We start from the raw sequence: 22,509 nt of genomic DNA, 5'->3' as shown, positions 1-22,509 counted from the left end.
ACTCGGCTAGAGACGCCCGAGCACGACCAGGATTATGACTATAAGCAGCAGAAGACCGAGGCCGCCGCCCCCGTAATAGCCGGTGCCGTAGAATGGCCCGCCGCCAAGTCCACTAAAGCCGCCAAGCAATGCGATAATCAGAATGATGATAAGAATTGTGCCGAGACCCATGACTTGCTCTCCTGTTTGCGGCTTCGCGCCGTGTAGACGGAGCGGCGGTCGCCGGCTGATGAGAATATGAACTCGCTACAAGCCTTCCTGTTCCCGATTGAGACCTCATCGACGCTGCAATGTCTGGCCGCTCAAAGTTGTTTAGGCGAACAAAGGTCATCCCGAGACGCCCGAATAGCCCTGGTCTTTCAGCAATCCAGCGAGATGGGCGGCGTTTGAGGCTGCCATTTCGATCGCACCCGAGACTTTTTCCGGAGTTGCCGGCAGGTCGACATAGTTGACGTCCTCCATCGCCTCGCCAACCCAGTAGACCCCGCCATTGGCCGGGATGGTGAAGCCGACATCGTTCAATGCCTGAAAGCATTCCGCGTGGCAGTGATGCGCACCGTCCTCATTACCGACGATGGCCACCAGGGCCACCTTTCCTGCTGCCGGCATTCGCCCTCTGTCATCCGTCTCCTCGAGAAAGGCATCCATCCGCTCCAGGACGCGCTTGGCCACACTCGAGGGCTGGCCAAGCCAGATCGGAAGCCCGAGCACGAAGATGTCGGCCGCCAGTATCTTCTTTCTGAGTTTCGGCCAATCGTCGCCCTCGCCCATGTCGGAGAGCACGCCGGGCTTGATATCGTGGCTGAGCGCACGCACGATCTCGCCCTTCACATCGTATTGCATCAACGCCGCCAGGACATCGGCGAGCAACCGATCGGTGGAGGATTTTTCCCTGTCGTTCGAAGCTTTGAGCGAGCAATTGAGTGCGAAGGCCGTAAGCGGCATGTGAATCTCCCTGCATTGTCCTAATTGCAAACCGCCGCGACGACTTCGCGACTGCCCATTCGCCCGTTGCGGGATCGCCCGGCATTCTAACGCCAGGGTTAAATGCTTGTTCCGCAGGCGGACCAACAGGGCCGGTGGATGGCCCCCTCCTCCCACTTGGTGACGGTCGAGCCGGCTCAGAAAGCGGGCTGGTCCTTGAGCACAGACGTTGGAGAACGGACAGCGGCGAGCGACGCAGATTGAACTGGTGGGGCAACCTATTCGTTCGCTCTTCGTTTTCTTCTGAGTTCCCGAAAATGGATAGACGATGCTCGTCCAGACCCTCGAAGCAGGCGATATGCAGCTGGCGGTATCCACGGCCGGCGATCCGCGCCGACCGGCCTTGATCCTTCTGCACGGCTGGCCCCATTCCCGGAAAATCTATGATGGTGTGCTCGATGAACTCGGCACGCGATACTTTACGCTGGCTTTCGATCTTCCGGAGATCGGTGAATCGCGTGGCACTCCGCCGTCGGCGGAAAAGAAGGTTCTTGCCGATATTGTGATTTCAGCCGCCGAGGCGCTTGGGGCCAAATCCATCGTCGTTGCAGGCTTCGATGTGGGCGGCATGATTGCCTTCGCTGCTGCTCGCCATCATGGCGGTCGCATCGTCGGCGCGGTGCCGATGAATACGGTTATCCCCGGCCTTCATCCATGGACGAAGGTAGTCGCAAACCCGGGCATCTGGCACTTTGCGTTTCATGCGGTGCCTGAGTTACCGGAGTTGCTGGTGACGGGCCATCAACGCGCCTACTTCGATTTTTTCTTCGATCTGCTCGCCGGCCGTCCCGAAGCATTGACCAATGAAATGCGGGAGACGTTGACGCAGGCCTATGCGAGGCCGGAGGCACTTAAGGCCGGCTTTGATTGGTATCGCGCGTTCAAGCAGGATGCCGAGGCCAATGCCCCGGCGCGCATCGAAGTTCCGATCCTTTATATCCGCGGCGACGCGGATTTTGGATCGATTGACGATTACCTCGAAGGTCTGAGGATGTCTGGCGCAAAGAACCTGCAAGGTCACATGATCGCCAACTGCGGCGAATTCCTGCCGATCGAGGCACCGGCAGAATTCGTCAAGGCGCTGGTGGAATTCGCACCGAGATAGTGAAGCGATCAGCGTTATGCAGGTGCCTACTGGCTCGTGGAAGTTACGCGCCAGACCGTGTTCCCGACATCGTCGGCGATCAGCAGCGCGCCGGATTTGTCGACGGCAACGCCGACGGGCCGCCCGTGCGCCTTGTTGTCCTTGCCGAGGAAACCGGTGACGACGTCCTGCGGCTTGCCATCTGGATGACCGTCTTTAAACGGCACGAAAACGACCTTGTAGCCGTTGAAGCTCTTGCGGTTCCAGCTACCATGCTCGCCAACAAAGGCGCCGTTGCGATAGAGCTCCGGCAGGTTGGTTCCAGTGTAGAACGTCAAGCCCAGAGGTGCGACGTGGGAACTCAAGGCATAGTCGGGAGGGATCGCCTTGGCGACGAGGTCCGGCCGCTGCGGCATCACGCGCGGGTCGACATGCTGACCATAGTAGCTGTACGGCCAACCATAGAACGCGCCGTCCTTGACCGAGGTCATGTAGTCGGGAACCAGGTTAGGACCGAGCTCGTCGCGCTCGTTGATCACAGCCCACAGCGCGCCGCTCTGCGGCTCCCAACTCAGCCCGTTGGGATTGCGCAGGCCGCTCGCGAAAATACGATAGCGGCCAGTGGCCCTGTCGACTTCCCAGATGGCGGCCCGGTCCTTTTCCGCCTGGATGCCGTTCTCGGTGATGTTGCTGTTGGATCCGATGCCGACATACAGCCGAGACCCGTCGGGGCTGGCCACGAGAGACTTTGTCCAGTGGTGATCGATAGGTCCGCCGGGCAATGGCGTCAGCACGGCGCCCGGCGCGGTGATCTTGGTGTCGCCCGACGTGTAGGGATAACGCACGATGGCGTCGGTGTTGGCGACGTAGAGATCGTTGCCGACCAGGGCCACGCCAAAGGGCGAATTGAGATGATCGAGGAAGACCTCCTGGACATCGGGCAGACCATCGCCGTTCGTATCCCGCAGCAGGGTGATACGGTTGCTTCCTTCGGTGCCGCCGCCCGAGGTCGCCATCGACTCGATCCAGCCCATGATCAGGTCTTTCGGCCGCTTGATCGCGGCACCGGGCGGCGCCACGGATTCGACCACCAGAACGTCACCATTCGGCAATGTGTAAAGCGAGCGCGGATGCCTCAAGCCCTTGGCAAAGGCCTGGATTTGCAAACCCTTGGCGACGGTCGGCTTCTCGTCTTGTTTCCAACCGACGACCGACGCGACATGCATGGGCGGCACCAGATACTGAATAGGTTCAGGCAGCGTCGGGTTTGCTCCGACCTGATCGGTGGGATCCGGTTCGTTATCGCTGCATGCGGGCAGCGCCAAAATCGATCCGAACAGCAGACCGAGGCTCGCGATACGCCGGATATGTCTGGCGGAGACATTCATTCGACCACCTCCACTTGAGTGTGGCCGGAGCTCCATCCCAGCAGTCCCAGCAAGAGGATAACGATCACGGCGACGGCGGACAGGATGAGCCCCGTCGGCACGACCGAGGTCCAGGCATCACGGCTGTGCACCAGTGCGTTGAAGAGCGATATGACGAGCACGACGAGGCTGCCAAGGAGATATGGCCATGCAGGCCCGGCTTGACGGGCAAGTCGGCCGGTAGACAAATCGACAAGTGCTGCAAGGACCGCGAGCACGCCTACAACCAGGCCGGCAAGGAGCAGCCAGGCGGAAAAATCTGCCCACATCATTTCAGCGCTTCGCCAATAGGCAACGTCGGTCAGCAATGTGCCGACGAAACATGCGTTTGCGACCGCCATCGGCGTTTTATGGAACGGACGCCTGGCTGCCACCAACACGGATCGGGCACGGGCCATGGACATTCTCCACCTTTGAAGCTGTACCTGTCCTCCAAACCAACTTGTGGTTGGGAGGTTCCCGGAACCGTTTTGCGTTCAAGAACTCGTGATGGCGCTGGCAATGCGACAGAACGGCTCGGCGCGCGATGCTCATGCGGAGTTGGCGCGCAATGTCCTCAAGGTGATCGAGTAGCGGTGCAGGTCAACCGCCGGAATGCTGTGCTCCCATTCCATGCGCGATGGTCCGGTCATGAGATACGCCGACCTTGGTTCGACGACGATGGTCCGGCGGTCCCATTTGGTGCCATTCTTCCGCCGGAGCCGGAAGCTGCAAGGCGCCAGCAACGAAACACCCGCAACGTCTTCGAAATGAGGCTTGTCTCGATGCCAGCCGATGCCGGCGCCGGGCCGGTATTCGTTGATCAACACTTGCGCGAAGGCGTTGGCGGGCCGGCCTGCCAACGCTGCGATCTTGTCGCGCAGGGACAGCAGGAAGTCAGGGATCGGCGGCGCCTCGACGACCTGGCGTCTGTCGTAGTCGTAACGCAGGCCAAAACCGACGACGCGCCGGTTTGCCAGATGGCCATGGAAATCGAACGCCTCGAACGGCAGTCCTTCCAGATGCCGGGCGAGTTCCGTTTCTTCTTGCGCCGTGATCAACTCGGGCTGATAGAAGAAACCTTCCGGTAGGTCGTCGGCAGCACCAAAGAGATCGTGCTGAAGCCCGGATGAGCCGGAGTCGAGTGTTTTCGATTTGGGTGTCGCCATCCCAGCTAAGATGGTGAAGGCCAGCCCGCCTGGCAATATCGGAACCTGGCCAGCCAATCTGCACCCACCCTGCGGACGTCACCACAACGACGGACAGGGCCTGCCAATCCGGATTTTATCGAGGGACTGTATTCAACTCAGGATTTCGCGAGCATGCCTTGAACGCGACCGAGGGAGTTTGCGTGCATGTACGTACGGTTCTTACCAAACCGTGAGCTTTCGTTGCCAGTTGCTTGTCGGCAACTAGATTGGCAACGCGGCATCCCCAAAACATGCCGCAGTGGCCGGCGCGGGTTTAGGCAACGGTGTCTCACCGGCATCATCGCGCCGGCCACTCGAAATGTCCGCTGGCGGCTCTGTGGCGGAGAAGCCTCTGTTGGCCCGGCGCGCTCAAACGAGAGGCCGCTCCTGCCTCGCGGGATGCTTCGAGCCCAAATCTCCGATCAGCCGGCGGTACTGGGTTTCGGGTGGACCGTAAGAATCTCGCGCCAACGTCATGAGACCGTCTCGATCGCGGATCGTAATCTCTCCGCGGCGCGCTCGGATATAACCGTAACTTTCGATCATCTGGAGGCCGACGGTAACCCCCGGACGCCTCACACCAAGCATGATGGACAGAAATTCATGGGTTATCATAAGCCTGTCGCCGACAGTGCGGTCGCTGCACATCAAAAGCCATCTTGCCAGTCGAACTTCCAGGCTCTGCCGCGCGTTGATCGATGCCGTATAGCTTGTCTGAACATGGAAATATTGGACATAGCGCAACAGGAACGACCGCAATGTAGGGCTGTCCTCCAGGGCTTCGACGAAGGGGGCAGCCTCTATCCGGAGAGCCTCGCATGTCGACTGGACGTAACAATCAAAGTTGGCCTGGTCGTCCCCCATGACCAGGGCCGAACCGGTCATTCCTTCGAACCCGATGATTCCGACTTCGGCTTCGGTCGCAGGCGAAGTCCTCGCCACTACCGAGGCCAGCCCGCTTTCCAGAAAATAGACGGCTTCGATCTTCTGCCCCGCGGTCTCCAGCGGCGCGCGCAACTCAAGAAAAACACTCGCCAGATGCGGACGTAGCCGCGCGAAATCGTCCGCGCTCATCCGGCGAAGCAATTCGCTCTTGGCTTGCAGTGTCTGGTAATCCACGAGACTCTTTTCCCTTGGGCAAGAGCACTGGGATCTCTTAGCCGGCCGCGCCCGTCGAACGAGCGGACGGTAACGAACCATAGACTTCGTCTCGCGCAGCACTAGACGGGCGGGCGCGTTGGTATGAAACCGACAGTTACTGCTGAAGACTCGAAGGCCTTGTTGGCTGACTATCTTTCGCCAGCAAACGAGCCTCCCGCAGGATAGAGGCGCGATCGAACCCGAGGAGCGATATGATTTCGCGTATCTGTTGTTCAGTGGCGCCTGTATCCCGCGCCAGCGCGGTCATCGCGCCCAATGGCAGACCGGGGTGCTCGGGCTCCTTCGCCGTGCAACACCATGCCTCGTGATGGGCAAGAGCGATGGTCACTCCCAAGCGTCAGCGCCCCAACTGTGCTGCTGACGATTTCCTTTTGTACGCTTCCGTACGGAGCTTTGCGAGTCAATTCGGACGGAGGCTGAGTTGAGGCTTCTAGCGTCCTTGCGTCGTCCGTCCGTCGCCCCCGGAATTGTTCGGAACGATTGCTCGGCTGAGAGGTTCAAATATTCCACCCAACAGGAGTCTCGAAAGATGGATCACACCAACCACGTACGCCTCACAAGCACCGAACTGACACCAGACATTCTCGAAGACGCCACGATTTACGACGCAGACGACAACAAAGTCGGCAGCGTTTCGCATGTGCACGGCTCAGGAGCCGCCAGTCAGGTCGTCATCGATGTCGGCGGCTTTCTCGGCATTGGCGCCAAGCCGGTGGCCGTTCCCGCAAGCCAGTTGGAATTCATGCGCGATGAAGACGGCGACGTTCACGCGGTGACGAACTGGACCAAGGATCAGCTCAAGAGCATGCCCGAGCATCACGATGCATGATTTCAAGGACTTCACCTTGAACGGGAGCGGCCACTCGGCCGCTCTCTCTTAGGCGCAACAGGGTGGACAGACGATGCGGCGCGAAAACCGGAGCCTGCTTCTGCGGAGGGATCGCCGCAGCCCTGGACGGAGAGCCTTTCTGGATATGCTACGATCACGACGACGATTGCCGCCGGGCCATCGGAAGTCCGCTGACGATCTGGGTTGGTTACCGGCCGAAGCAATTTCAGCTCCTTAGAGGGACGCCGAAGGCCTTTTCCCAAACGCCAGGCGTCACCCGCACGTTCTGCCCAGACTGTGGAAGCTCGATAGGCTATAGCGACGAAGGCCTGCCGGACGAGTTCTATGTGACGATCGGCTTCTTTGACAACCCTGAAGGGTTTCGGCCGCAAGCCCATGCCTATTGGGACCTGAGGCTGCCGTGGATCGAGTTTGATGACAGCCTGCCACGCATCGACCGATATTCAAGGAAGCGCGACCCGAAGTTCGGCAACCCGCGCGACCGGTAGTCGCGGTGCGTGACGCCAGGATATCGGCGGAACCTGACGATCGCTAACGGGTTATTCGGGCAGACCTGTCGGGTGCGACCATGCCATCGACCGTGATCCGAAATGCGCAATACGATCCCGCCACCAGGATCCTGTCGGTCTGGTTTGTGCCGAGCGGCAGACGCTACGAATATGAGGATGTTGCACCGGCAACTTATGCCGCTTTCACCAAAGCTTCCTCAAAAGGCCGCTTCTTCAATGAGTTCATCCGCGACCGCCATCGGTACCGCCGCGTGGCGTGACAAGTTTGGACATGAGCAGGCGATGCACGGAACCTGACCGGCATCGTCTCGTTGACGTCTCGTCATCGAAGCAGGCCAGGCAACGAAAGTGTTCATCTGGACATGCTCAGGTGTTCGCACCGGCAAAGATCGATCGGAAAAGGCTTCAAGGGAGTTCAAGAGCCATGACGGCCAAGAAGCAGAAGACCGAAAGCAAGGACAAGAAGGCATTGCGCTTGGCAGAGACCACCGACGTCTCACCCAAGCAAGCCAAGGAGCTCATGCAAAAGCATGGCAAGGACAACCCCAAGGTCGAGAAGGAAGCCAGAAACTTCAAGGCGGAAGGATAGGATCCGCATGAGGCGACCTGTATGGCCCCTGCAGGTGATCGGCCAGGCAATTCGGGATTAAGGGGGTGCCCCGGCCTTTTCGGCCGCGAGCGCAAAAGGAAAGCGCAGCACCAGGTTGCGGTTCTCGTCAAAAATCTCGAAGGTCAATCCGGTACGCAGCGGCCTGCCATGCAGCAGCTCTTCGGCAAGGATTTCCTTCGCCGACGCCATCGCGTTTTCCTCAGCGCTCGCGAGATCAGAAAATTCCTGGCCCTCGGGATCCTCCTGCAAGCTTCCGCTCTCATCTCGAAGGTCGAAAAAGTACCTGGACATGCCGACTGAACTCCTGCTCATCGCGACGGTAGCATCGGAAGCGCCAGCCTCAGACTTCAGTGCCTGATGTCCCCGGATTGTCGAAGAGCACAGCGAGGCCATGCTCGATGGCGCAGGCCGCTATCAGATCATCGAAGGCCTTTCCTGAAAGCGGGCAACTTGGCATCACCTCTCGAATTGCGGTCCCGGCCTTGGCGGTAGAGATCACATCGTGGCGTTTCTTGCGTGTCTCGACATATTGCTCGACCAGGATTTTCAGGCGCCTCACCGCAACGTCGTCCGTAAACATGGATTCCTCAGCCAATGCCTGAAGTAAGGCTGTCGGCCTGATCATCGGCCGACGATCTCGGGGTTAGCCGGGATTGCTCGCACAATATTTCTATGGGCAGTTGGTTCCCCCGACCGCTTGCTTGGTAATTTTCGTACAGGGAATACCCTTGCCCGGGCTTTCATCGGGCCGAACCGACAGCCGATTTTCCGATGCCGAGGCGAGCGTTCAGGCTTGCATCACCATGCGGCTGTGACGTGCAACGACACTTTCCTCATCGGTCGCAATCACGCGTACTTCCACCTTGCTCTCGGGACGACTGAGGATCTCGGCGTGGGTGTTGTTGGCGCGATCTTCAAGCACCACGCCAAGCCAGGTCAATTTTTCGCATATGGCCTTGCGGATGGTCGCGGACCGTTCGCCGATGCCGGCGGTGAACACCAGGCATTCAAGGCCACCCATCGTGTTTGCAAGCGCCGCGGCCTCTCTCGCGGCGCGAAAGGCGAAAAGCGCCATCGCCTCTTGCGCGCGAGGATCATTGCTCGCTTCGAGCGTCCTCATGTCGCCGGAAATACCGGATACGCCGAGCAGGCCCGACTTCTCGTAGAGCATCGCCTGCAGTTCTTCCGCCGCGATGCCTCTTTCCAGCAGGAAATACAACAGCACGCCGGGATCGATGGCGCCGCACCGCGTGCCCATGACGAGGCCATCCAGGGCCGAAAAACCCATCGTGGTATCGATGCTTTTGCCCCCGTGCAGGGCGCAAAGACTTGCCCCATTGCCGAGATGGGCGACGATCGTGTGTTTCGCCGCGAAAATTGGCGATATCTCGCTGAGCCGCCCGGCGATGTATTCATAGGAGAGACCGTGGAACCCGTAGCGGCGCAAGCCTTGCTCTTCATACTGGCGCGGAAGGGCAAAGCGCCGCACGAGCGGATCGATCGTCTGGTGGAAAGCGGTGTCGAAACAGCCAACCTGTGGCAGGTCCGGTTGCAAGGCGGCTATTGCACGGACGGGCGCGAGACTGCGAGGCTGATGCAGCGGAGCAAGCGGCGTAAGTTTGTCGATGGCGTCGATGATGTCTGGGGTCAGACGGACAGGTTCGATGAACTCGCTTCCGCCATGCACGATGCGATGGCCGGCGCAGATCAGGTTTCTTTCCCCAATTTCGCCCTGCACCCAATTCAGCATCTCGCCTATGGCCGCGTCATGCCGCTTGTCGGCGGTGAGCGGCCGATCGCACTGCCCCGTTCCGTCGGCCGCTTTTGCGCGCAGTGTGGGTTTGTCGCCCAGGTCCAGCGTGCCGCGTGAAACGAGTTGCATATCCCGTGATGAGACAAGATCGTAAAGCGCAAACTTGATGCTGGACGAGCCGGCATTCAGCGCCAGGATCGACCGACGCATCATTGGCGCCCCTTTGTCGCGGCTTTGTCGGGCCAGCTCCATTTCTGGATTTCGGGCATGTCTTCGCCGTGCTCGCGCACATAGGCCTTGTGCTTCGCCAACCTGCCGTGGAGTTCGCCGGCAAGCCCTTCGGCCCTTTCGGCCAGTCCCGGCACGCGTTCGATGGCGGCGAGCGCGAGATGGTAGCGGTCGAGTTCATTGAGCACCACCATGTCGAATGGCGTCGTCGTGGTGCCCTCCTCGCGGAAGCCATGCACATGCATGTTGTCATGGTTGGCGCGGCGGTATGTCAGGCGATGAATGAGATAGGGATAGCCGTGATAGGCGAAGATGACGGGCCGTGTTTTCGTGAACAACGCGTCGAAGTCCCCGTCGGGCAGGCCGTGCGGATGCTCCGTGTTCGACTGCAATGTCATCAGATCGACAACATTGACGACGCGGATTTTCAGGTCGGGGATCGCGGAGCGCAGAATGTCTGTCGCGGCCAGTGTTTCCAGGGTCGGCACATCGCCGGCGCAGGCCATGACCACATCGGGCTCCTCGTGCTGAGCAACCGTGCCGGCCCATTCCCAGATGCCCGCTCCAGCTTTGCAATGCGCTCCGGCTTCTTCAATGGACAGCCATTGCGGTCCCGGCTGCTTGCCGGCGGTGATGACATTGATGCGGTTATAGGTTCTCAGGCAATGATCGGTGATCCACAACAGGGTGTTGGCGTCCGGCGGGAAATAGAGCCTTACCGTGTCGGCCTTCTTGTTGGCGACCAGATCGGCAAAGCCCGGATCCTGATGGCTGAAACCATTGTGATCCTGCCGCCAGACATGCGAGGTCAAAAGGTAATTGAGCGAGGCGATCGGCTTGCGCCAAGCGAGCTCGCCGGAGGTCTTCAGCCATTTGGCATGCTGGTTGACCATCGAATCGACGATATGAATGAAGGCCTCATAGCATGAAAACAGGCCATGGCGGCCGGTGAGCAGATAGCCTTCAAGCCAGCCCTGGCAGAGATGCTCGCTCAGCACTTCCATGACGCGACCATCACGGGAAAGATGGACGTCATAGGGCTCGATGCGCTCCATCCAGATCCGATCGGTGACCTCGAACACGTCGTCGAGGCGGTTGGAGGATGTCTCGTCCGGCCCCATCAGGCGGAAGTTTCGCGCCTCGGCATTGAGGCGGAACACCTCGCGAAGATAGCTTCCGCAAATCCGCGTCGCCTCGGCAATGACGACACCTGGACGCGGCACTTCCAGCGCCAGGCTTTTCCAATCTGGAAGCATCAGATCGCGCTTCCGCAGGCCGCCATTTGCGTACGGGCTTGCGCCCATGCGCCTTGTCCCTGTCGGGGCAAGTGCCGCAAGCTCCGGCAACAGGTGCCCGCTTTCGTCGAACAGCTCTACCGGTTCGTAGCTTCGCATCCAGTTTTCGAGGATCTTGCGGTGCTCCTCATTCCCTCGAGCGTTCGATACCGGCACTTGATGCGAGCGCCAGAAACCCTCGACCTTCTCGCCATCGACCTCCTTCGGCCCGGTCCATCCCTTGGGGCTGCGCAGCACGATCATCGGCCATTTCGGGCGTTGACCATGCCATCCCGGAGCCCGTGCCTGCTCCTGAATGGAACGGATGCGATCGAGCACCGTGTCGAGCGTCGCGGCCATGGACCGGTGCATGGCAAGCGGCTCGTGGCCTTCGACGAAGAACGGTTCGTAGCCATAGCCGGCGAAAAGGTCTCGCAATTCCTGATCGTCCATGCGGCCGAGGATCGTCGGATTGGCGATCTTGTAGCCGTTGAGATGCAGGATCGGCAGGACGGCGCCGTCCGACGCTGGGTTCAGGAACTTGTTGGAATGCCATGCCGCCGCCAGCGGACCGGTCTCGGCTTCGCCGTCACCAACGACGCAGGCAACCACCAGACCCGGATTGTCGAAGGCCGCACCGAAGGCATGAACCAATGCATATCCCAGTTCACCGCCCTCATGGATGGAGCCTGGCGTCTCGGGCGCGGCATGGCTTGGCACGCCACCGGGAAAGGAAAACTGCCGGAACAGTTTCCTGAGGCCGTCTTCGCCCTGCCCGATATCGGGATAGATCTCGCTATAGGTGCCCTCGAGCCATGTGTTGGCGACCATTGCGGGACCGCCATGGCCCGGGCCGCAGATAAACAGAACATCGAGGTCGCGTTCGCGGATAACGCGGTTCAGATGCAGGTAGAGAAAATTCAGGCCCGGCGTCGTGCCCCAATGGCCAAGTAACCGAGGCTTGACGTGCTCGGCCTTCAACGGTTCGCGCAACAGCGGATTGTCGAGCAGATAGATCTGGCCGACCGAGATGTAATTCGCGGCGCGCCAGTAACGGTCCATGAGGTCGATCCGTTCGTGGCCGATAGCCTGCGGCGTCGCGGCAGCCTTGTCGTTCATCGACATCTCCAGCTTTCGGTTCGCTGGTGATAACTGGGGCATCTTTGCGCTTGAGCAACCCCCGACTGCCGCCGTCCGGGACAGTGTCGCGACCCGAGCGGCCAAGAGACCGGTCGCTATCCCGGTGGAGCGAGCGGCTCTGTCCGCAAATAGGCGGGAACCTTGAAGTCCTCCAGCGGTTAGAAACTGGAATCGCGAAGGCCAGGTTCAAGGCAGCTACCGCGAAGGACAACCTCGAAGCGTTGCACCAAAGGGAGCTAAAAAATGCTCGATCTTCCTCGTGCCCGTGATCGAATGGTCAATATCCACGTCGGCCGGCGTGGCATCCATGACCGTGAAATTCTGCACGCGATGCGCGAAGTTCCACGCGAGGCCTTCGTAGAACCCGGTTTCGAGGAATTTGCTTATGAAGACACGCCGCTGCCGATCGCCGACGGCCAGACCATATCGCAACCCTACATCGTCGCATTCATGATCGAAATGGCGGACGTCAAACCGGGTGACCACGTGCTCGAAATCGGCACCGGCTCGGGTTACGCCGCCGCTGTGATGAGCCGGATCGTCGAACAGGTCTACACCATAGAGCGTCATCCCGGTTTGGCAGAAACGGCGAAACGGCGGTTTGAAAAACTCGGCTATCGAAACATCGAGGTCCGGACAGGCGATGGCACCAAGGGCTGGCCGCAGGCGGCGCCGTTCGATGCCATCGTGGTGACAGCCAGCGGTCCCGGCGCACCGCTCGCCCTTCAGGAGCAACTCGATGTCGGCGGCAGGCTCGTCATTCCGGTCGGCGACGACCCCGATCTGCAACGCCTGCTCAAAGTCACCCGGACAGGTGCCGCAACCTACAGCGAGGAGGATTTCGGCGGCGTGCGCTTCGTCCCTCTCATCGGCGAGCAGGGTTGGTCGGAAAACGGCACCGTCACCAAGGTCGGTCGTCCACTTCGACATCCGCATCCGATCAGCCTGCCCGATATGATCGCGGCCGCGGCTGAACCGCTGCCCGATTTCGACGATCCGGCCTTCGGCGCATTGTTCGATCGGTTCGCCGACCGGCGCGTCGTTCTGCTTGGCGAGGCAAGCCATGGCACGTCCGAGTTCTACAGGGCGCGCGCGGCGATCACCCGCAGGCTTATCGAACGGCACGGCTTCACCATCGTCGCGGTCGAGGCGGACTGGCCCGATGCGGCGGCGATCGACCGCTACGTTCGCCATCGTCGGCCGCGAACAGGCGCCGGTGCGCCATTCCAGCGGTTTCCGACGTGGATGTGGCGCAACACCGATGTCGCGGCCTTCTCCGACTGGATGCGCCGTCGCAACGAGAAGCTAGAACCTTCGGAGCAAGCAGGGTTCTACGGCCTGGACATCTACAATATGAGCGGGTCCATAGGCGCGGTCCTCGACTATCTCGACCGGGTCGATCCCCAGGCAGCCAAGATCGCACGCGAACGGTATGGTTGCCTGACGCCCTGGCAACACGAACCGTCTACCTACGGCCGTGCGGTGCTCACCGCCGGCTATAAAAAATGCGAGAAAGCCGTGCTGGAACAATGCCGGGACTTGCTCGCCAGACAACTCGATTATGCAAAACAGGACGGAACCGACTTTCTCGACGCCAGTCAGAATGCCCGGCTGATCGCGTCCGCCGAACACTACTACCGGATCATGTACTATGGCGGTGCGGAGTCCTGGAACCTGCGCGACACCCATATGTTCGAGACCTTGGAACATTTGTTGGACGCCGGCGGCCCCAACTCCAAGGCGGTGGTGTGGGCGCACAATTCCCATATCGGCGATGCCCGCTTTACCGAGATGGGTGTCGTCAGGGACGAACTGAACATCGGTCAGCTCTGCCGGCAGCGTTTCGGCGATGAGGCAGCGCTAATCGGTATGGGCACGCATTCCGGCACTGTAGCGGCCGCAAGCGACTGGGATGGCGAAATGGAGGTGAAGCAGGTTCGCGCGTCGCACGCCGACAGCTACGAACGGCTTTGCCACGATTCTCTCGTGTCGCGGTTCCTGCTCGACCTCGGGCGCGACAAGACGCTGCGTGAGCGGCTGCTGGAACGCAGGCTGGAGCGATTCATCGGGGTAATCTACCGGCCGGAAACCGAGCTGGGCAGCCACTATGCGGACGCTTCCCTGCCCCAGCAGTTCGACGCGTTCCTATGGTTCGACAAAACCGCGGCAGTGACGCCGCTTGGCCCGGAGCATGCAAGAACCGGCGTTCCCGACACCTATCCATTCGGGCTCTAACCGGCGCGCGCGGCGAGCCGATGAAGCAGAGCCCTGGAACCGGAACGGTTATCTGGCTTGCATTTTTAAACTGAAATCCCGTCGAAGGAGTTTTCTCATGACCGGAACCAAACATCCGAAATGGAAAAAACCCAGCGATGCCGACTTGGCGAACAATCCTGGTATCGGGACTTCCAAGGGAACGATCAAGGAAGGCGAAGAGTTCGAGCTTGAAGGCGAGAACACGGTCGAAGGCGATGTCGAGAACGACACGACCGCTGCTGGCGGGATCGATCCAAGACAAAAGATGCGGACCAACAAATAGCATGCCGTTGGCATCGCTGCGATCAACTTCCCCGGAAGGAGTGAACCATGCCACTTGCCCTCAGCAGCGCCGCCTTTGCCGAAGGCGGACCAATTCCCGAAAGATATACACGAGACGGCAAAAACGTATCGCCGCCGCTGAAATGGTCTGGAGTACCGGACGACGCCAAAAGCCTCGTTCTCGTCGTTCAGGATCCTGATGCGCCGAGCGGAACGTTTGGTCATTGGGCGGTATTCAACATCTCCGCGGAGACAAGGGAACTTCCCGAGGCGGAAAGCGGCAAGCCAGGTCCCGGTGCCCTTAGGCAAGCAACAAACGATTTTGGCAACGCCTATTACGACGGCCCTGAACCCCCGGTCGGACATGGCGTCCACCATTACCATTTCCGGCTGGCCGCGCTCGACACGCCGAGCCTTGCCATTCCGGCCAGCGCAGGCGTCGAGCGCATCTGGCGGGAGGCGCAGAAACACTCGCTCGAGCAGGCAGAACTCATCGGAACCTACGAACGCAATCCGTAAGTTGATGACCGAGGTGGCATTACCCTGCTGCTGCGCGGAACGGTTCTCCTCCTTGCCGGTTGTCTGGGAAAGGAGATGCCGCCATGTTTGGAGATATCATGTGGTTGGTCGTCGTTGCCGGCGGCCCATTGTTGCTGATCGTGCTGTTGGCCTATGCCGTTATCGCACGCCGCCGGCGTGGGCCCGCCGAACGAAGGGAAAGCGACCGGGCGACCGACCGGCTATACCAGGACAAGCGTTGATCCGCATCGCAAGATATCCGATCGGAAGACATCCAATCGGCAAGACATCCAATCGGCAAGACAGGGGATCGTAAGCCGCAGCGGGCGACGACGATCCCCAACTGGGTCAGCGCATTATCCTTTGCCGCAACCACGCAAAGAACCTGCCGCTGACGGCTGAGCGGACTCGCGTCGCAGCCCAGCGCGCTTTCATGGTTGAGCCGACGTGGCAATCGCAGACGATGTCGTGCAACTGCCAGTCGTTCAGCTCGAAAAAGCGCTTTGCCTCGCCGTAGGTATCGTCTTTCAAACCCGATGCGCGCAGCACTGGATCTTCGAAAGCAACCGAAATTGCGGTTCCCTCGCCCCGCATCATTGCACGTGCTTCGGGGTGCAGATGTTCGGTGCCTGCAAACGCGCCAAGGCATCGCTCGGGATTACGCTCCAGCAGTTCAGCCCAGCGCTCTATGCGCTGATTTCGTGTCATTGCGGAATATGCAGCCGACGATTCAATCTTGGCGACGGCATGCAGTTGGTCGAGTGTTTGATGTTTCATGGCCAGCTCCTGTTGAGGCAGCGAAGCGCCCACGCCTTCAAGGGAATTACCGCGCCGTAATGCTTCGACAAGAGCGCTAGGCTGGAGAATTCGACACAACCGGATTGGGCCGGCGGGATCATAAACACACGTTCTGCGTTCATTGGCGGGGGCTGCTTGTGACAAACCGCTGATCCGCGACGGGATGCATCCATGTTCATCCAGCCAATCGACTATTTCCTTGCCGTCTGGTTCGCTCTTGCCGCCGCCTCGACGCTCTATGTCGGCTTCGATCAATACCGCAACAATCCCGAACCGGTGGTGATGAAATGGGGTTTCATCCTGGTGACCCTCTATATGGGTCCATTGGGGCTGCTGCTTTATGTGCTTGCAGACAAGGAGCCACGACCGGGCGAGCATGAAGACTTCACCAGGCCGCTATGGAAGCAAGGCGTCGGTTCGACCATCCACTGCGTTGCCGGCGATGCAACCGGCATCATTCTCGCGGCGGTCATCACGGCAACGCTTGGCCTGCCGATGTGGCTCGACCTCATCGTCGAATATCTGGCGGGTTTCGCCTTCGGCCTGTTCATCTTCCAGTCGCTGTTCATGAAATCGATGATGGGCGGCACCTACTGGGAGAATGTGCGCAAGAGCTTCCTGCCCGAGTTCATCTCGATGAATTTCATGATGGCCGGCATGGCGCCCGTCATGAGCTTCCTGATGATGGGGCGCGACATGCGCGCGATGGAGCCGACCGAGTTCTTGTTCTGGGGCGTGATGTCGATCGGCGTCATTGCCGGCTTCACGCTTGCCTATCCCGCCAATGTCTGGCTGGTCGCTCGCGGACTGAAGCACGGGTTGATGACGCAGCGCCCGCAGGCGGCCGAAATGAGCAGTCGAGAGCCGACCGCCCAGCAACAGCACGCTACGCATCATGCCCGCGCCGGCGATGATCGACGACAAGGCCACGCCAACACATCCCACAAACCCAAACGCAGCGGCCATCAGATGGAGACGGACGCCACGACGCCGCAGATAGCAGCCCTCGGCATGGTCTCGGTGCTGGCGCTGGCGATTGGCATGGCCGCACCGGCGAACTGGCTGAACCTGACGCTTTCAGCACGTGACGTCGGCGGGGCGATCATGCCGCAAGGCATGATCATGGGCCGCGACACGCCGGCGGAAGCCATGCGTGACATGGCTGCAACCGATCCGCATCGCGTCACGGCATCCTATGGCCTTGCCGCCAAAGGCGACCAGGAACTGCCATTCCGCCTGGAGAACGGCGTCAAGGTGTTCGACCTCAGGCCCTCAGTGGTCCGCTGGCAGATCCTGCCCAATGTCGCGGTCGACGCCTATGCCTACAACGGCCAGATCCCCGGCGTCCCGGCAAGTGGCTCATCCATTGCCACATCCCGCATCACACGACGAACAACAATGTCGAGGAAAAGGGCGGCGGCGGGCTGATGGTCGTGATCGACGTCGGTTAGATCTGCCACCCCCCTGTGGATTTACCTGTGTCATCCGGGGGCGCATTGTTGCGCGCTACTTCTTGATAATAGTTCCGTTGCGCAAGTCGAATGCTTCGGTACCGCGAGCCTGGCGGTAGAAATCATCCTGCAATTCACCCCATTCGCCGAGAAAGGCGCCGCAATTGCTGCAATGAATTGGCGTCGACTCGTTGGCGTCGTCGGGAATGTCCATTTGGATGGTCCCACAAGCCTTGCAATCCAGTTTGTCGTCCAGCCGTCGTCCCATTTCCCAATGATTGCGCATTTTCGACCATGAGCCAATTGTCGATTTCGTACCAAATCGCATCGACCATGGCTCATCGGTCAATCGCGAGAGTCAAAAAGGACGGCCAGACCCAGTTCCCGTGCCAGCTCGATGATCGTCTCCATCAATTCATCATCTGTATCCTGCAAATAAGGCGCGTCCCTGCGAGCGGCCTCTATCGCCGCTTTGACCGAAACGATGTCGCCGTATCGCGCACTTCGAAGCTCTTCTGCCAGAAACGCCTTGGCGGTACCGACAGGTCTTATTGCCCATCTGGCGATGCTCATGCGGCTCCCTCCCATGGTCACCTCAGCTTCATTTTGATCCTGTCCAAGGTGCAGATCAATCGATGGTACGAATCCGTACGGAGCTGCCCAACCGGTTGGAGACAGCCGTGTGACGAACGCCTTGGCCAGGGTTTTCGGCGTCTCTCTCGGGTGAGTTGGGGCGAAATCGCCCGGTGGGACCGGCCTTGCGGAACCATCGCTTAGCATGGGGGTTTCTTCAAAATCTCCCTCGAAGAATGCAAGGAGCGACCATGCGCATGTTGACGATAGCTGTCGCGCTTTCCGGGGCGGTCACCATTCAGCCCGTCTACGCCCAAACTATCGGACCGCAGCTTCCCCAGGTGACGCCACCGCAGGGCGAAGCGCAGCCGGAGCTGGCGCCGCCCGATCCAGGCCCTGCCGGTTTGAATTTCACCGGCGTCGCCATTGTCGCCGTCGAGGATTTGCCGGACGAAATCAAGGCGCAGGCCGATGCCGTGATTAACCAGACCAGCGCCGAAGATTTGCTTCGCCTGCAAAGCTCCGTCGATGCCTCACCTCAGGCGACGTCGGCTTTGAGAGCGAATGGGCTCAATTCCTCGCAGGTTGTCGCTGCAAACATAGATGGCGATGGCACGCTGACGCTGATCATTCAGACGACGACTTGAGGCATCGAACCATACGCATCACTGAATCGACGAAATGCAGTCGCGGAGAGCAGCAATGGTCGAAGCCGCCGTTCGCAACTTCACCATCAATTTCGGGCCACAGCATCCCTCCGCCCATGGTGTTCTTCGGTTGGTGCTCGAACTGGACGGCGAGATCGTCGAGCGTGCCGATCCGCATATTGGCTTGCTCCATCGAGGCACCGAAAAACTCATAGAGCACAAGAACTATTTGCAAGCGCTGCCCTATTTCGATCGGCTCGACTATGTCGCGCCGATGAACCAGGAGCATGCGTTCTGCCTCGCCGCCGAAAAACTGCTCGACATAACAGTTCCAAAGCGTGGGCAGCTTGTCCGTGTTCTTTTTTGCGAAATTGGCCGGCTTCTGTCGCATCTCCTCAATGTCACGACCCAGGCCATGGATATCGGCGCCCTGACGCCGCCGCTTTGGGGATTTGCGGAGCGCGAGAAGCTGATGGTCTTTTACGAGCGCGCCTCCGGCGCTCGCATGCATGCGAATTACTTCAGAATCGGCGGCGTGCACCAGGATTTGCCTGCGAAGCTTCTCGACGACATCTGGGCTTTCTGCGATCCGTTCCTCAAAGTCTGTGACAACCTCGACGATCTGCTCACCGGCAGCCGCATCTTCAAGCAGCGCAATGTCGATGTTGGTGTGATCGGGCTGGATGATGCCTGGCGCTGGGGGTTTTCCGGCGTGATGGTACGCGGATCGGGCGCGGCATGGGATTTGCGCAAGGCACAGCCATACGAATGTTACCCTGACATGGATTTCGACATCCCCGTCGGCAAGAACGGAGACTGCTATGACCGTTATCTCGTCCGTATGGAGGAGATGCGCCAGTCGGTGCGGATCATGAAGCAATGCCTGGAAAAACTGCGGTCACCCGAAGGCCAGGGGCCGGTCGCGATTCCGAACCAGAAGATCACGCCGCCGCGGCGCGCCACGATGAAACGCTCTATGGAAGCGACCATCCAGCATTTCAAACTTTATACCGAGGGGCATCGCGTGCCGGCGGGAGAAGTCTACGCCGCGGTTGAAGCGCCAAAGGGAGAATTCGGCGTTTATCTGGTTTCTGACGGGGGCAACGTCCCTTACCGGTGCAAAATACGTGCGCCATCTTTCGCCCATCTGCAGGCGATGGATTTCCTGTCTCGAGGGCACATGATCGCCGACGTTGCCGCGATCATCGGGTCGCTCGACATCGTGTTTGGCGAGATAGATCGTTAGTCCTCGGGAGGTTGCGCGCTTGCCCCGCGATGCAGAAACTCCCGTCTCATGCGTGGACGGGAGGCTCTTCATTCTCGTCGGGGTTGGGCAGCGGAGTCTCGTCCGGAAGCGTTTCCGGTTCGGGTTCCTCGATCGGCTCCGGCTTCCATGTTGGAGGCGGCACGGGCATATCGCGATTTGGGTCTGGCTGTCTTGGCTGTGGCATCTAACTATCTCCGTTCAGTCGGAACAACTCGTCCGCCGTGGCATGGTTCCTGGCAGAATCCAGCCATCGAGATCGTTGCGCCCTCAAGGCAGGCGCACGTTGGTCCGCCCACGGATGCCGGCGCAAAAGTTGCAGATCGTTCGGAACCGGTCGGATTTTCGAGCCGTTGTCGTCGAAATCGACCAAGGAGAAGCGTGATGAAGGACAAGTCAGGAGATATCGACCATACATTGCCGCAGGTCGCCATCGACGATCAGCAGGTGCGACAGCTGGCCGCCACGACCGATTTGCCGTCAAGGCAGGCACGCGAACTGGTGCGCCGTCACGGCAACGATCCCCGCAAGCTGGAAGAGTTGGCGAGGTCGATCAACGCCACCAACTGAGTCCAGGCCAATGGGCATCGACGGCGCAAGCCGTTGGCATCAGATTTCCAGCAAGGCGTAGGGGCGGCCGCCAGGCTTGGCCACATGCATGGCGACGTTGTAGACCTTGGCTCCGCCAGGCGTTTGGCCTTCGTAAGAACCGCGATGTGCATGACCGTGCACGACAGCACTGACCTGAAATCGATCGATCGTTTCGGCCAGACGTGAAGAGCCCAGAAACGGAAATATTTCCAGCGGTTCTCCCGCGACGGTGTCGGCAATCGGCGCGTAGTGAAGGATCACCAGCGTGCGCTTGGCCCGCACCTGGCGCATCGCATTTTCAAGTCGCATTGCCTCGTTCACGCTTTCCGCGACCATCGTCTTGATCGCCGGTTCCCCGAATGAGCCGAGCATGCGTGACCCGAAGCCGCCTATGAATCCCTTCACGCCGACAAAACCGACCTCCTCGATTTCGACTGTCTGCCCGTCGAGGAGGTGAACATGCGCCTGCCGCAGGATCTTCGTGACGTCTTCCACCGCACCGGACTCGTAGTCATGGTTGCCGAGCACCGCCACAACCGGGATCGAGCAGTTGCGCAGATCCTCGGCCAGCATCTCCGCTTCACGAGGCTTGCCGAGATTGGTCAGATCTCCCGTGAGAACGAGAATGTCCGCTTCGCTCGATATCTCGCCGAAGAGGTCTCGATACGAGTTTTGTGCATCTTCCCGCACATGGAGATCCCCGACCGCGGCAACTTTGAGCGCGCGTGCGCCGTCCTTGGGCGCGCTGCTCTTGACGGGATCAGCCATCACGGAATTCTCCCACACCACCGACGCCGGCGAAGCCCCATTCCTTGACGTCGATCTCGTAGTCGGTTTGCGAAAGCAGCCGCCCACGGCAGATCTTCATCCTTGGAGACGGCAATTGCCGTTGCTTGGCGAGGCGGTCGAGCAATTCATCGAGCAACCACGCCGGGATATGATCCCGCTCGCTCGGATAGATCCATCTGAAATTGATAAGCTGCATCAACAGAACCTCCCAATGAACCTCCAGATAAGAAAGCAGCCGGTGCCAATCGATCTGATCGCCCGCCTTGAGAATCGTATGAGCGATATCGGCGCCGTCGTGTCGCCCTCTGTCCTGGATAAAGCATTTGGACCAGATGAGTTCGGTCGGGCCGATGATCCGCACCCTGCTGCCCAACAGCTCGGTTTGGCGGGCGTGTTCCAGCCACAGGTCGCCAACAGGCACCGTGCCGTTGGCCGAGCCGAAGATGACGTCGAAGAAATGCGTGCCCTTGAACACCTTGCCGAGCCACCGGTCGTCCTCGATTTCGACGGCATATCCAAGCTGCTTGAAATGGGCGAGGATCCGCGCGTAGTCGCCTGCCTTGCAGAAGATATCGAGGTCCTTGGTCTGGCGGGTGACACCCGTATAGGCGCTTACCGCGTAGGTCCCGGCGACCAGAAAGGGAATGTCGGTGGCGGCAAGCTCGCGGATTGCTTCGGTATAAAATACCTCCGCCTCGGCATTTTTGAGCGTCGGCGCCGCCTTTGCGTCAATCATGGGAAGCGAGACCAGAACGTTTTCAGGCAATGGGCCATTGGTCATGAAACGATGACTCCGAATCCGGCAACCGGCAGTCGCCCGCTGTGGTAACAACGTGAACCCCGCCTGGTTCCGCTACCGGGCGGCCAGCCAAAGGTTCATTCTCGTCACGTACTGGAAATTTCGGGATCGCGCCTGCCGATCCAAGCCCGGCCCAACGTCATCGCCGGCGCGCAAGTCTCTATGTCGCCTCGGAATCGGCCCATGCCGCCGCCAATGTCCCATTGGCCCAAATTTGAAACACCCCGTGGGTGCTCGATCTCGATCGTTTTAGAGTTTATTGGGCTTACCCAATCGGGTACAAAGCTGAAGCCGAGGCGCTTGATCTAACCGCACCCCGATCGGCGTGCGCTAAGCCATCATCAGGACCAT

27 protein-coding genes and 1 pseudogene are annotated in these 22,509 nt (G+C 59.9%); 13 read left to right on the top strand and 15 right to left on the bottom strand.

Features of this window, described 5'->3' with window-relative positions; translation table 11 throughout:
* Window positions 1-6 precede the first annotated feature (6 nt).
* Window positions 7-171: a DUF3309 family protein gene (locus LB559_RS13155; protein ID WP_013531546.1), complete on the bottom strand. Its 165-nt coding sequence runs from the start codon at window positions 169-171 to the stop codon at window positions 7-9.
* Between the two features lie 156 nt (window positions 172-327).
* On the bottom strand, window positions 328-945 hold the full coding sequence (locus LB559_RS13150; RefSeq protein ID WP_013531545.1) for a flavodoxin family protein: 618 nt from the start codon (window positions 943-945) through the stop codon (window positions 328-330).
* A 307-nt stretch (window positions 946-1,252) separates the two neighbouring features.
* Between LB559_RS13150 and LB559_RS13145 the strand changes: the two genes are divergently transcribed.
* A complete protein-coding gene (locus LB559_RS13145; protein ID WP_063168027.1) occupies window positions 1,253-2,089 on the top strand; it encodes an alpha/beta fold hydrolase in 837 nt (278 codons plus the stop codon).
* Window positions 2,090-2,115: 26 nt separating this feature from the next.
* On the opposite strand, the gene LB559_RS13140 is transcribed toward LB559_RS13145, so the two are convergent.
* The 4 genes from LB559_RS13140 to LB559_RS13125 form a co-directional block, all read right to left on the bottom strand.
* Window positions 2,116-3,456: a PQQ-dependent sugar dehydrogenase gene (locus LB559_RS13140; RefSeq protein ID WP_013531543.1), complete on the bottom strand. Its 1,341-nt coding sequence runs from the start codon at window positions 3,454-3,456 to the stop codon at window positions 2,116-2,118.
* Window positions 3,453-3,893 (bottom strand): DUF2231 domain-containing protein, encoded by a 441-nt coding sequence (locus tag LB559_RS13135; RefSeq protein WP_050580528.1) that lies wholly within the window; start codon window positions 3,891-3,893, stop codon window positions 3,453-3,455. Before LB559_RS13135 ends, LB559_RS13140 begins: the two co-directional genes overlap by 4 nt.
* 132 nt (window positions 3,894-4,025) lie before the next feature.
* The gene (locus tag LB559_RS13130) at window positions 4,026-4,643 is read right to left on the bottom strand and encodes an alpha-ketoglutarate-dependent dioxygenase AlkB (RefSeq protein ID WP_032809461.1); all 618 of its coding nucleotides are present in this window, start codon (window positions 4,641-4,643) and stop codon (window positions 4,026-4,028) included.
* A gap of 390 nt (window positions 4,644-5,033) precedes the next feature.
* Entirely contained in the window at window positions 5,034-5,783 is a 750-nt protein-coding gene (locus LB559_RS13125) for a Crp/Fnr family transcriptional regulator (RefSeq protein WP_082826458.1), read from the bottom strand.
* A 571-nt stretch (window positions 5,784-6,354) separates the two neighbouring features.
* Between LB559_RS13125 and LB559_RS13120 the strand changes: the two genes are divergently transcribed.
* From LB559_RS13120 to LB559_RS13105, 4 genes are all read left to right on the top strand, one after another.
* Window positions 6,355-6,654: a PRC-barrel domain-containing protein gene (locus tag LB559_RS13120; protein WP_013531539.1), complete on the top strand. Its 300-nt coding sequence runs from the start codon at window positions 6,355-6,357 to the stop codon at window positions 6,652-6,654.
* Window positions 6,655-6,716: 62 nt separating this feature from the next.
* A complete protein-coding gene (locus LB559_RS13115) occupies window positions 6,717-7,163 on the top strand; it encodes a GFA family protein (protein ID WP_063168030.1) in 447 nt (148 codons plus the stop codon).
* Window positions 7,164-7,243: 80 nt separating this feature from the next.
* Complete coding sequence (locus LB559_RS13110; RefSeq protein ID WP_013531537.1) at window positions 7,244-7,444, top strand: KTSC domain-containing protein; 201 nt, start codon at window positions 7,244-7,246, stop codon at window positions 7,442-7,444.
* A gap of 164 nt (window positions 7,445-7,608) precedes the next feature.
* Window positions 7,609-7,773, top strand: a complete 165-nt coding sequence (locus tag LB559_RS13105; RefSeq protein ID WP_013531536.1) for a hypothetical protein — start codon at window positions 7,609-7,611, stop codon at window positions 7,771-7,773.
* A 57-nt stretch (window positions 7,774-7,830) separates the two neighbouring features.
* Here the strand turns inward: LB559_RS13105 and LB559_RS13100 are convergent, their stop codons facing one another.
* The 4 genes from LB559_RS13100 to LB559_RS13085 all read right to left on the bottom strand — a co-directional run bounded on the left by LB559_RS13100 (window position 7,831) and on the right by LB559_RS13085 (window position 12,168).
* Window positions 7,831-8,085: a DUF6894 family protein gene (locus LB559_RS13100; RefSeq protein ID WP_013531535.1), complete on the bottom strand. Its 255-nt coding sequence runs from the start codon at window positions 8,083-8,085 to the stop codon at window positions 7,831-7,833.
* A gap of 49 nt (window positions 8,086-8,134) precedes the next feature.
* Window positions 8,135-8,374, bottom strand: a complete 240-nt coding sequence (locus tag LB559_RS13095) for a hypothetical protein (protein WP_013531534.1) — start codon at window positions 8,372-8,374, stop codon at window positions 8,135-8,137.
* 207 nt (window positions 8,375-8,581) lie between these two features.
* Window positions 8,582-9,760 (bottom strand): acetate/propionate family kinase, encoded by a 1,179-nt coding sequence (locus LB559_RS13090; RefSeq protein WP_082826676.1) that lies wholly within the window; start codon window positions 9,758-9,760, stop codon window positions 8,582-8,584.
* Window positions 9,757-12,168, bottom strand: a complete 2,412-nt coding sequence (locus LB559_RS13085; RefSeq protein WP_224674204.1) for a phosphoketolase — start codon at window positions 12,166-12,168, stop codon at window positions 9,757-9,759. The genes LB559_RS13090 and LB559_RS13085 overlap by 4 nt, the downstream gene beginning before the upstream one ends.
* A gap of 264 nt (window positions 12,169-12,432) precedes the next feature.
* Between LB559_RS13085 and LB559_RS13080 the strand changes: the two genes are divergently transcribed.
* From LB559_RS13080 to LB559_RS13065, 4 genes are all read left to right on the top strand, one after another.
* Window positions 12,433-14,424 (top strand): protein-L-isoaspartate(D-aspartate) O-methyltransferase, encoded by a 1,992-nt coding sequence (locus LB559_RS13080; protein ID WP_224674203.1) that lies wholly within the window; start codon window positions 12,433-12,435, stop codon window positions 14,422-14,424.
* A 97-nt stretch (window positions 14,425-14,521) separates the two neighbouring features.
* Window positions 14,522-14,728, top strand: coding sequence for a hypothetical protein (locus LB559_RS13075; protein WP_013531530.1), 207 nt, complete (start codon window positions 14,522-14,524; stop codon window positions 14,726-14,728).
* Between the two features lie 47 nt (window positions 14,729-14,775).
* Window positions 14,776-15,246, top strand: coding sequence for a YbhB/YbcL family Raf kinase inhibitor-like protein (locus LB559_RS13070; RefSeq protein ID WP_013531529.1), 471 nt, complete (start codon window positions 14,776-14,778; stop codon window positions 15,244-15,246).
* Between the two features lie 83 nt (window positions 15,247-15,329).
* On the top strand, window positions 15,330-15,488 hold the full coding sequence (locus tag LB559_RS13065) for a hypothetical protein (RefSeq protein WP_013531528.1): 159 nt from the start codon (window positions 15,330-15,332) through the stop codon (window positions 15,486-15,488).
* Between the two features lie 106 nt (window positions 15,489-15,594).
* On the opposite strand, the gene LB559_RS13060 is transcribed toward LB559_RS13065, so the two are convergent.
* A complete protein-coding gene (locus LB559_RS13060; protein ID WP_013531527.1) occupies window positions 15,595-16,023 on the bottom strand; it encodes a hypothetical protein in 429 nt (142 codons plus the stop codon).
* A gap of 192 nt (window positions 16,024-16,215) precedes the next feature.
* Here LB559_RS13060 and LB559_RS13055 point away from each other — a divergent pair.
* Window positions 16,216-17,388: pseudogene (locus tag LB559_RS13055) on the top strand (DUF4396 domain-containing protein); the annotation flags it as partial.
* A 162-nt stretch (window positions 17,389-17,550) separates the two neighbouring features.
* Here the strand turns inward: LB559_RS13055 and LB559_RS13050 are convergent.
* A complete protein-coding gene (locus tag LB559_RS13050) occupies window positions 17,551-17,709 on the bottom strand; it encodes a hypothetical protein (protein WP_013531525.1) in 159 nt (52 codons plus the stop codon).
* Between the two features lie 131 nt (window positions 17,710-17,840).
* Complete coding sequence (locus LB559_RS13045; protein ID WP_013531524.1) at window positions 17,841-18,068, bottom strand: hypothetical protein; 228 nt, start codon at window positions 18,066-18,068, stop codon at window positions 17,841-17,843.
* Window positions 18,069-18,319: 251 nt separating this feature from the next.
* Here LB559_RS13045 and LB559_RS13040 point away from each other — a divergent pair, with 251 nt between their 5' ends.
* From LB559_RS13040 to LB559_RS13030, 3 genes are all read left to right on the top strand, one after another.
* Window positions 18,320-18,715, top strand: coding sequence for a hypothetical protein (locus LB559_RS13040; protein WP_224674202.1), 396 nt, complete (start codon window positions 18,320-18,322; stop codon window positions 18,713-18,715).
* Window positions 18,716-18,770: 55 nt separating this feature from the next.
* Window positions 18,771-19,961 (top strand): NADH-quinone oxidoreductase subunit D, encoded by a 1,191-nt coding sequence (locus LB559_RS13035; protein WP_013531522.1) that lies wholly within the window; start codon window positions 18,771-18,773, stop codon window positions 19,959-19,961.
* 402 nt (window positions 19,962-20,363) lie between these two features.
* Window positions 20,364-20,549 (top strand): hypothetical protein, encoded by a 186-nt coding sequence (locus tag LB559_RS13030; protein ID WP_013531520.1) that lies wholly within the window; start codon window positions 20,364-20,366, stop codon window positions 20,547-20,549.
* 39 nt (window positions 20,550-20,588) lie between these two features.
* On the opposite strand, the gene LB559_RS13025 is transcribed toward LB559_RS13030, so the two are convergent.
* Window positions 20,589-21,338 carry a metallophosphoesterase gene (locus LB559_RS13025; protein WP_013531519.1) on the bottom strand — a complete coding sequence of 250 codons (750 nt, stop codon included), beginning with the start codon at window positions 21,336-21,338 and terminating at the stop codon, window positions 20,589-20,591.
* Entirely contained in the window at window positions 21,331-22,140 is an 810-nt protein-coding gene (locus LB559_RS13020; RefSeq protein ID WP_063168036.1) for a nucleotidyltransferase family protein, read from the bottom strand. Before LB559_RS13020 ends, LB559_RS13025 begins: the two co-directional genes overlap by 8 nt.
* Window positions 22,141-22,509 lie beyond the last annotated feature (369 nt).

This window comes from Mesorhizobium sp. BR1-1-3 (assembly GCF_020165455.1).
GTDB classification, from domain to species: domain Bacteria; phylum Pseudomonadota; class Alphaproteobacteria; order Rhizobiales; family Rhizobiaceae; genus Mesorhizobium; species Mesorhizobium ciceri.
This window is presented reverse-complemented; position numbering and strand designations above follow the sequence as displayed.